Source organism: Mesorhizobium sp. M7A.F.Ca.US.006.04.2.1, from assembly GCF_004022915.1.
Lineage (GTDB): Bacteria > Pseudomonadota > Alphaproteobacteria > Rhizobiales > Rhizobiaceae > Mesorhizobium > Mesorhizobium ciceri.
Genome location: NZ_RZQA01000486.1, coordinates 1 through 4,959, shown reverse-complemented (window position 1 = coordinate 4,959; position 4,959 = coordinate 1). Strand labels below are relative to the sequence as shown.

Genomic DNA, 4,959 nt, shown 5'->3' with positions numbered 1-4,959 from the left:
GCCGCGATGTTGCCGAGCGTCCGACGGACGCGCCGCATTCCGGATAGGAGACCTTGATGACCCCTGAGACCGCCCGCCCCTTCATCGACATCCACGCGCCGGTGGCGCAGGCCCTGGCCGACGGCCGGCCGGTGGTGGCGCTGGAAAGCACCATCATCACCCATGGCATGCCCTACCCCGACAACGGCGCCATGGCGGCCGATGTCGAAAAGATCATCAGCGATGGCGGCGCCGTGCCGGCGACGATCGCCGTGGTTGGCGGCCGCATCAAGATCGGGCTTTCTGACGGCGAGCGCGAATCGCTGGCGATGACGGGCGACGCCATGAAGCTGTCGCGCGCCGATCTCGGTTTTGCCGTGGCGCAAGGGCGCACCGGCGGCACCACGGTCGCCGCCACGATGATCGCGGCGCATATTGTCGGCATAAAAGTGTTTGCCACCGGCGGCATCGGCGGCGTGCACAAGGGCGCCGAAAAGAGCTTTGACATTTCCGCCGATCTCGACGAGCTGGCGCGCACCCCGGTGATTGTCGTCTCGGCCGGCGCCAAGGCGATCCTCGACATCGAAAAGACGCTGGAAGTGCTGGAGACGCGCGGCGTGCCGGTGATCGGCCATGGCTGCGAGACGATGCCGGCCTTCTGGTCCAGGCAATCGCCGTTCCGCGCGCCGCTGACCTTGCACGAGCCGGAAGAGATCGCGCATTTCTACCAGACGAGGGCAGCACTTGGGCTTGCTGGCGGCATGCTGATTGCCAATCCTGTGCCGGAAAACCAGGAAATCCCGGCTGCGGAGATGGCGGGCTATATCGACGCCGCGCAGAAGGCCGCCGAGGCACAACATGTCACCGGCAAGGCGGTGACGCCATTCCTGCTGGGAAAGATCCTCGAACTGACCGGCGGCAGGAGCCTGAAGACCAACATCGCGCTGGTGGAAAACAATGCACGGCTGGCGGCGAGGATAGCCAGGGCATTGTAGGGCACGGCCTCCAAGGTCGGCGGGACAGAGGGGGTGCTGTCCCTCCGCTGTGCCAAGGCTGGCGTCACTTCCCCGCCCTTCGCCCCGCCTCATACGCCCGGCGTGCCCAGACCGTCATCTCGTCGGGATCATCAAAAGCGCTGTCGGGAACGCTCCAATAGGGCATGGCGACCAGCTTGCCGTGGCGCGAGCCGGTGTAGGTCCATTGCGTGCAGCCGGCGGCCTCGAACTCGGGGGCGCTTTGCTCGTCGGCTTTCAACAGCAATTCGCCGCGCAGCACGATGGCGACGATGACGCCGTCGAAATAGATGCCCTTGCCGCCGAACAGTTTGCGGATGCTGACAGGGCCGAGACCCTCGAACAGTTCGGCGATGCGTTCATTGTCCATGCCGCGATCATGTCACCGGCATCTGGCCTTGTCATCGCCGCAACCAAAATCATGCTGACAGGTTGAGAGAGGTCGATCGGAGTTTTCCCGCCATGCCGCTTCTGCTGAAAGGGTCCTGCCGCTGCAATGCCGTGCGTTTCGAGGTGGAAAGCCACACGCCGGCGCCGTTCATGCTGTGCTACTGCTCCATCTGCCGCAAGCAGCAAGGCGGCGGCGGCTTCGCCATCAATCTCGGTGCCGACAACGAGACACTGAACATCAGGGGCAAGCGCAGCCTCGGCGTCTTTCGGGCGGAGATCGAGGACGACGAGCATCCGCATTGCGAAATCTCAACCGGCGAGCGCAATTTCTGCAAGAAATGCGGCTCAGCCCTTTGGCTCTACGATCCGACATGGCCGGAACTGGTGCACCCCTTCGCCTCAGCGATCGACAGCGATTTACCCATTCCGCCGAGCCGAGTGCACCTGATGCTGAAATACAAAGCGAACTGGGTGGAGCCGGTGGTTGGCAAGCACGACAAGGTCTTCGACGTCTATCCCGAGGAATCGATCGCCGATTGGCACAAGCGGACGGGCATGTGGGTGGAGTGAGTTTCTTCGCCCCGTTTACGGGGAGGTGAGGAGTGATCCGCGCACCGAACGAAAAGCCAATTGCTTGGATTTTCTAACGACGTACGCCGGCAGGCTGGGCGGAGCTAACTCTGGAGAGGCTGGCGCTGCCCCTCATCCGTCACTTCGTGACACTTTCTCCGCGTAAACGGGGCGAAGGAAAAAATCAGGCCGAAGCGCGTGCCTCTGCCAGTGCCTTCAGGTCGGCCGGCTTCAGTTCGACGGATTCGCCGCAGCCGCAGGCCGAGCTCTGGTTCGGGTTGTGGAAGGTGAAGCCGGTGCGCAGCGTCGTCTGCTCGAAATCCATCTCGGTGCCGAACAGGAATAGCGCAGCCTCGGGCGCGACATAGACATGCGCGCCGTCGCGCTCGATATGGTCGTCCTTGGTGTTGGGCTCGGTCACCAGATCGACCGTATATTCCATGCCGGCGCAGCCGCCCTTCTTGATGCCGAGGCGGATGCCATGCGCGTTGTCGCGGGTGGCGACGATCTCGCGCACCCGGTCGGCGGCCTTTTCGGTCATGGTGATGACGGCGAAGCGTCCCATTCTTTTTCCTTCCATTCCATGCAGGTTCAAGGCCTGCCGAATGATTCCTCACCTAAAATGGTGAAGTTTTATCCCTGGCGCAAGTGTGCCAGGCTTGACGCTAGTACCAGCCCACCGCCACCTGCGCCTCTTCCGACATGCGGTCGGCCGACCAGGGCGGGTCGAAGGTCATGTTGACCTCGACGCCGGACACGCCTTCGACGGCGCCGACGGCATTTTCGACCCAGCCGGGCATTTCGCCGGCGACAGGGCAGCCGGGAGCGGTCAGCGTCATGTCGATCTTGACCGAGCGATTGTCCTCGATGTCGATCTTGTAGATGAGGCCGAGCTCGTAGATATCGGCCGGGATTTCCGGATCGTAGACCGTCTTCAGCGCCGATACGATGTCGTCGGTCAACCGCGCCAGTTCGTCGGCTGGGATGGCCGATCCCGAAACCAGCGCATTGGGCGCGGTTTCCGGAGTGGTCTCGGCAGCGATGCTTGCATCATCCATGGTCGTCACCCAAAAAACGTCATCCGAAGAATTTGCGCGCTTTTTCAAGCGCCTCGGCCAATGCGTCGACTTCGGCCCTGGTATTATACATGCCGAACGATGCCCTGCATGTGGAGGTTACGCCGAAACGTTTCAACAGCGGCTGGGCGCAATGGGTGCCCGCGCGGACTGCAACGCCCTGCCTGTCTATCACCATCGACACGTCGTGCGCATGAATGCCTTGCAGTTCGAACGAGATGATGGCGCCCTTGCCGGGCGCATCGCCGAAGATGCGCAGCGAATTGATGGCGCGTAGCCGCTCATGCGCATAAGTCTTGAGGTCTTCCTCATGCGCGGCGATGCGCTCGCGGCCGATCGTTTCCATATAGTCGAGCGCGGCACCCAGTCCGATCGCCTGCACGATCGGCGGCGTGCCGGCTTCGAAACGATGCGGCGGCTCGTTGTAGGTGACGATGTCTTCCGTCACCTCCTCGATCATCTCGCCACCGCCCATGAAGGGGCGCATGCCCTGGAGAATGTCCTTCTTGCCGTAGAGCACGCCGATGCCCGAAGGGCCATAAACCTTGTGCCCGGTGAAGACGAAGAAGTCGCAGTCGAGATCCTGCACATCGATCGGCATATGCACGGCGCTCTGGCTGCCGTCGACGAGGACGGGAATTCCACGCGCATGCGCGATGCGCACGATTTCCTTGATCGGCGTCACCGTGCCCAGCGCATTCGACATCTGCGTGACGGCGACCAGTTTGGTGCGGTCGGTCAGCCGTTTTTCGAATTCCTCGATGTGGAAGACGCCGAGATCGTCGACCGGCACCCAGACCAGCTTGGCGCCCTGCCGCTCGCGGATGAAATGCCAGGGAACGATGTTGGAGTGGTGCTCCATGATCGACAGCACGATCTCGTCGCCCTCGCCGATGTTGGGCATGCCATAGCCATAGGCCACGGTGTTGATGGCCGAGGTCGTGTTCGAGGTGAAGATGATGTTGTCGGTGCTTGGCGCGTTGAGGAAACGGCGTACCGTTTCGCGCGCCTTTTCGTAGGCGTCGGTCGCGGCATTGGACAGGAAATGCAGGCCACGATGGACGTTGGCATATTCCTGGCTGTAGGCGTGCTGGACAGCGTCGAGCACCACCTGCGGCTTCTGTGCCGAGGCGCCATTGTCGAGATAGACCAGCTTCTTGCCATAGACTTCCCGCGACAGGATCGGGAAATCGCGGCGGATCGCTTCGACGTCGTAGAAATCTCCGATCTTGCCCGGTGCGTTCATCAGGTCACCCGTGTGCCACGAACCAGCCGTCGAGCCGCGCTTCCAGCGCTTCGACGATCGCCTCGTCGTCCAGTTCCTCGATCACCTCGGCGACAAAGGCCTTCACGAGCAAGCCCCGCGCGCTTTTCTCGTCGACGCCGCGCGCCATCAGGTAAAACAGATGATCGTGGTCGATCTCGGTGACCGTCGCGCCATGGCCGCAAATCACGTCGTCGGCGAAGATTTCAAGCTCCGGCTTGGTCGAGAACTCGCCATCGTCCGACAGCAACAGCGTGTTGCATGCCATCTTGGCGTTGGTCTTCTGCGCATATTGATGGACGTTGATGCGGCCCTGAAACACGCCGCGCGCCTTGCCCGTCACCACGTTGCGGATGATCTCCGTCGAGGTCGTGTGCGGCACGGCGTGGTCGAGAACCATGGTCACGTCGGTATGGGTGTCGCCGGCCAAGAGGTTGATGCCGCGCAGCTTGAAATCGGCGCCTTCGCCAGTCGTCCTGACCATGATCTCCTGGCGCACGAGCTTGCCGCCGGCGTTCATGACGAACAACGTCAGCTTGGCATTCTTGCCGATATGGGCCTTGAACTGGGCCAGATGCGTCGCCGTTTCCGGCTGTTCCTGGACAATCAGCCACGTCACCTCGGCGCCTTCGCCGAGCACGAGCTGGCTGACCGAGCTGCCCTGGGC

General features: G+C 62.4%; 7 protein-coding genes. 2 read left to right on the top strand and 5 right to left on the bottom strand.

Annotated features, from left to right (window positions below; translation table 11 throughout):
- The first annotated feature begins 56 nt into the window (after positions 1-56).
- Positions 57-974 carry a pseudouridine-5'-phosphate glycosidase gene (locus EN925_RS23290; protein ID WP_024504569.1) on the top strand — a complete coding sequence of 306 codons (918 nt, stop codon included), beginning with the start codon at positions 57-59 and terminating at the stop codon, positions 972-974.
- Between the two features lie 64 nt (positions 975-1,038).
- Here EN925_RS23290 and EN925_RS23285 read toward each other — a convergent pair whose 3' ends face one another.
- Entirely contained in the window at positions 1,039-1,362 is a 324-nt protein-coding gene (locus EN925_RS23285; protein WP_024504570.1) for a TfoX/Sxy family protein, read from the bottom strand.
- A 92-nt stretch (positions 1,363-1,454) separates the two neighbouring features.
- On the opposite strand from EN925_RS23285, the gene EN925_RS23280 reads away from it, so the two are divergent.
- A complete protein-coding gene (locus tag EN925_RS23280; protein ID WP_024504571.1) occupies positions 1,455-1,952 on the top strand; it encodes a GFA family protein in 498 nt (165 codons plus the stop codon).
- 184 nt (positions 1,953-2,136) lie between these two features.
- Here the strand turns inward: EN925_RS23280 and sufA are convergent, their stop codons facing one another.
- The 4 genes from sufA to sufD form a co-directional block, all read right to left on the bottom strand.
- Positions 2,137-2,517 (bottom strand): Fe-S cluster assembly scaffold SufA, encoded by a 381-nt coding sequence (gene sufA / locus EN925_RS23275; RefSeq protein ID WP_013532156.1) that lies wholly within the window; start codon positions 2,515-2,517, stop codon positions 2,137-2,139.
- A gap of 100 nt (positions 2,518-2,617) precedes the next feature.
- A complete protein-coding gene (locus EN925_RS23270; RefSeq protein ID WP_013532157.1) occupies positions 2,618-3,010 on the bottom strand; it encodes an SUF system Fe-S cluster assembly protein in 393 nt (130 codons plus the stop codon).
- Between the two features lie 19 nt (positions 3,011-3,029).
- A complete protein-coding gene (locus EN925_RS23265) occupies positions 3,030-4,274 on the bottom strand; it encodes a cysteine desulfurase (protein WP_013532158.1) in 1,245 nt (414 codons plus the stop codon).
- Positions 4,275-4,278: 4 nt separating this feature from the next.
- On the bottom strand, positions 4,279-4,959 hold a 681-nt coding region (sufD, locus tag EN925_RS23260; protein ID WP_128336954.1), incomplete at its 5' end, for a Fe-S cluster assembly protein SufD.

What these genes read in the sequence shown, in the direction of transcription:
- EN925_RS23265 (WP_013532158.1), bottom strand. Translation starts at nt 4,274, where the DNA reads ATGAACGCACCGGGCAAGATCGGAGATTTCTACGACGTCGAAGCGATC.
- EN925_RS23280 (WP_024504571.1), top strand. Translation starts at nt 1,455, where the DNA reads ATGCCGCTTCTGCTGAAAGGGTCCTGCCGCTGCAATGCCGTGCGTTTC.
- EN925_RS23285 (WP_024504570.1), bottom strand. Translation starts at nt 1,362, where the DNA reads ATGGACAATGAACGCATCGCCGAACTGTTCGAGGGTCTCGGCCCTGTC.
- EN925_RS23290 (WP_024504569.1), top strand. Translation starts at nt 57, where the DNA reads ATGACCCCTGAGACCGCCCGCCCCTTCATCGACATCCACGCGCCGGTG.
- sufA (WP_013532156.1), bottom strand. Translation starts at nt 2,517, where the DNA reads ATGGGACGCTTCGCCGTCATCACCATGACCGAAAAGGCCGCCGACCGG.
- EN925_RS23270 (WP_013532157.1), bottom strand. Translation starts at nt 3,010, where the DNA reads ATGGATGATGCAAGCATCGCTGCCGAGACCACTCCGGAAACCGCGCCC.